2 protein-coding genes are annotated in these 3,295 nt (G+C 73.3%); both read right to left on the reverse strand.

Annotated features, from left to right (window positions below; all coding sequences use genetic code 11):
- On the reverse strand, positions 1-343 hold a 343-nt coding region (locus VFZ20_RS30470; RefSeq protein ID WP_329687742.1), incomplete at its 3' end, for an ABC transporter substrate-binding protein.
- Positions 344-666: 323 nt separating this feature from the next.
- On the reverse strand, positions 667-3,295 hold a 2,629-nt coding region (locus VFZ20_RS30475), incomplete at its 5' end, for an NHLP bacteriocin export ABC transporter permease/ATPase subunit (protein ID WP_329687743.1).

Consider the following 3,295-nt stretch of genomic DNA (forward strand, 5'->3'; position numbering starts at 1 on the left):
TGACGGCTACGACGTCGGGGTTGCGCCCCAGCTCCTGCGCCACGAGGCGACCCTGGTCCACGGAGGCCTGGTCGTCCAGGCGCAGCAGCTTGAGGGGGCGGCCCAGCACGCCGCCGGCCTGGTTGACCTCCTCCACGGCCAGGTCCATCCCCTTGCCGTAGAGGATGTCGGCGCCGCGCATCTCCCACGGCCACGCGGCCCCGATGACGATGGCGCCCGTGCCCGACGCCCGCCGGGCGCGCTGCGACGCGGGGTCGTCGCCACCGCCGCACGCGCCCAGGATGCTGGTGGCCAGCAGGACCGCGAGCAGCGACGCGCGGCGGATTCGGTGCTTCGTGTACATCGGTGTGTCCCGGTGCCGCGTGGTGTGGAGGATACCCGGTCATGCGTGGTGAGAAACGTCGTCTGACGGAGGATGGTTTGCGCCGGCGGCGGAGCGCCCCCCATCCCCGACCCTTCCCCCATGAACGGCATGGGGGAAGGGAGAACTTCATCTCACTGCAGACAGTCCGCGCCGGCAGCGGAGCGCCCCTCCCCCGGTCCCTCCCCGCTCGTTCCTCGCGGGGAGGGGAGAACGTCGGCCCGTGCGCGATCTGCAGTTGCAGTTCTCTGCGTCCTCCGCGGCTCTGCGTGAGAATGCAGTTCAGTCGTTCCGCCGTTCGTCCGTTACGCGAGCTGGCGGCGGGCCATGGCGGCAAAGACGCCGTCCAGCGCCATCAGCTCGTCGTAGCTGCCGCTCTCCACGATCTCGCCCGCCACGAGCACGTGGATGCGGTCCGCGTGCAGGATGGTGCTCAGCCGGTGCGCGATCACCACGCGGGTGGCGCGCAGGCGGTCCAGCGATTCGCTCACGATGGCCTGCGTGCGGTTGTCCAGGGCGCTCGTGGCCTCGTCCATCAGCAGGATGCGGGGACGGCCCACGATGGCGCGGGCGATCATCAGCCGCTGCCGCTGGCCGCCGCTGAGCGTGCCGCCGCCGTCGCTGACGATGGTGTGCATCCCCATGGGCATCTTGCGGATGTCCTCGTCCAGCCCCGCCATCCGCGCCGCCTCCCACGCGTCGTCCAGGGTGGCCGGCGACGAGCCGGCGATGTTGGTGAACAGGTCGCCGTTCATCACCCGCCCGCTCTGCAGCACCACGCCGATCTGCCGGCGCACGGCCTCCACGTCCAGCCCCGCCAGGTCCTGCTCGTCGTACGCCACGCTGCCCACCTCGGGCGTGTCGAACCCCAGCAGGAGGCGAAAGCACGTGGACTTGCCCGAGCCGGACGGCCCCACGAAGGCCACGAACTCGCCCGGGTTGATGCGCACGGAAACGTCGCGCAGCACCTGCGGCCCGTCCCCGTAGCGAAAGGAGACGTGCTGCAGCTCTAGGGCGCCGGAAAGCTCGCCGGGGTCGTCCTTGCCGGGGCGCACCTCGGGCGTGGTGTGCAGGATGGGCTTGACCTGCTCGTACAGCGGCACGGCGTTCAGCGCCTGCAGCACGGCGTTGCTCGTGGAGAGCACGGCCCCCAGGCACAGGCCGAACGCGGCCGTAAAGCCCAGGAACTCGCCCGTCCCCAGCGCGTCCTCCGTCCCCAGGCGGCCCGCCGCGAGGGTAAAGAGGACGATGGAGCAGACGATGGGGTACGCCGCGTTGAAGACGGCCAGGCGGATGCCCAGGCTGCGGTTGCGGTACTGCCGGTCGCGCTGCTCGCCGAACGCCCGCGCCCACTGCGAGAACGCCTGCGGCTCCGCGCCGGCCAGCTTGAGCTTGGAGATGCCCGTGAGGAACTGCAGCATCATCCCGCTGATCCGGGACCGGCTCGTCAGGATGGCCCGCTGGCTGCGCAGCTGCAGCAGGCCGATGCCGACGGACGCCACGAGCGACACGGCGATGAGCAGCGTGCCCACGGCGCCCAGGACGGCGTCGTAGTGAAAGAGCAGGAAGAGGTTGCTGAGCGAGAACAGCCCGGAGAGCAGCCCCGTGACCACGGCGCCCGTCATCACCCGGCGGATCTCGTCCACGTTCATGGCCCGCATGGCCAGGTCGCCGGCGGAGTAGGCGCGAAAGAACGGCAGGGGCAGGGCGATGAGCCGGTCCCACACGGCTGCCTGGACCCCCGCCGCCGTCCGCGACTCGATGCGCACGAGCGCCACGCCGCGCACCACGGTGAACAGCGCGCCGGCCAGGGCCACGGCCAGCAGCACGAGCGTCATCTGCACGAGCTGCGGCCGGTCCGCACCGGGGATGATGCTCTCGAACAGCAGCCCCGTCGCCAGCGGCAGCACCAGTCCCAGCACGGCCCCCAGCAGCGCCGCCACGAGCGCCGTCACCACGTCCGGCCTGCACCCGTGCAGGCCAAAGCGCAGCACGGCCAGGGGCGTCAGCGCCTCTGCCGGGAACGGCCGGTAGACCATGTACGCCGTGGGACCCACCTGCTGCGCGAGGGCCTCGTCCACGCGCACGCGCGACCGGTCCGCCGGGTCGAACGCCTCGTAGCCGCCCCCGCGTGCCGGCAGCAGGGCCAGGGGCACGGGACGGTCTCCCCACCGGCCCAGGAGGGGGCCGTTGTCCGCGCGCCACCACCCCTCGCGCAGCACCACGCGGCGGGCGCGTACGCGGCAGGCGCGGGCCAGCCCCTGGATGGGGTCCTTGACGGGCACGGGGTGCGCGGGCGGCTCCACCTCCAGCCCCTGCGCCTGCGCCACCAGGCGGAACGCGGCAAAGAGCGTGTCCTCGCCGGGCCCCTCCGGCGGGCGCATCCGCATGCCGAACGCGGCGCGGTCCGTCTCCAGCGTGCTGGCCAGCCGGGCCAGCCCCTGCGCCATCTCCGACGCGCGGGCGCGCTCGCGGGCCTGCAGCCGCTCGCGGTACGCCGCCTCCTCGCCCAGGGCGCGCTCCACGGCCAGCTCCATGGCCACGTGGTGCAGCCGCGCCAGGGCGCGCCAGGCGCCGTCCACCCCTTCCCGGGCCACGAGCGCCGCCGTGTCCAGCAGCCGCACCCGCGCGTCGTCCACCGACTCCGCCCAGCCGCGGCGCGTCAGGGGGACGATCTCGCCCGTCCCGACGGGGGCGGCGCGGCGGCCCAGCAGGCGCAGGTCGCCGTCCACGGGCTCCAGCCAGACGAACGGCTGGTCCGGCCGGAGGTTGAAGCCCTTCGGCAGCCACACTTCCTCCCCGATGCCACCGCCCGTGGCCCGGCGCACGGTACCGCGGCCCACGAGGCCGTCCCACACGCGCTCCGACCATCGCAGCAGCAGGTCGTCGAACGCGGAGAGGGTGGACGGGTCGCGGGCCAGCGCCTCCGCGTCC

The organism is Longimicrobium sp. (assembly GCF_036280135.1).
Taxonomy (GTDB): Bacteria; Gemmatimonadota; Gemmatimonadetes; order Longimicrobiales; family Longimicrobiaceae; genus Longimicrobium.